This is a genomic window from Streptomyces hilarionis (genome assembly GCF_024539675.1).
GTDB lineage: Bacteria > Actinomycetota > Actinomycetes > Streptomycetales > Streptomycetaceae > Streptomyces > Streptomyces hilarionis.
In genome coordinates, this window is sequence record NZ_JAHHIT010000528.1 from 1 (window position 1) to 364 (window position 364).

Annotated in this window: 1 protein-coding gene; it reads right to left on the reverse strand. The window is 48.9% G+C overall.

Annotation, left to right across the window (positions count from 1 at the left end):
• Nucleotides 1-159 precede the first annotated feature (159 nt).
• The coding region (locus KMS84_RS39395; protein ID WP_256921464.1) for a hypothetical protein at nt 160-364 on the reverse strand (205 nt) is incomplete at its 5' end.

Sequence of the window (364 nt, forward strand, 5' to 3'; positions counted from 1 at the left end):
CGCTTCTGCTGCATTGTCAAAGGCAGAAGCTCAGTTGACGATGCTTCTTGGGCTACTTTCAAAAACGTAGCCCATAAAAAAGGCCGCCTTCAATGGCAGCCAACAGTGTGAAGTCCCATGCTGAGACAACGTGAGTATGCCTAACTAAATACTGCGATTTTATGACAGTTCGACCAATGGTCTGCGATAGCTAACAGGCAAAAGATGAGGAGCCTTGATTCGGGCCTCCAGTTGCTCGACAAAGGCCTTTGCTTCCTCGTAGGTACGGAATTTCACGTGCCACCTATCCAACGTCACTCCGCAGCGCCCATCCAACCCGACTTTTTCAATCTTGATCAGCACTCGTTGAGTCCTTTCAAAAGTG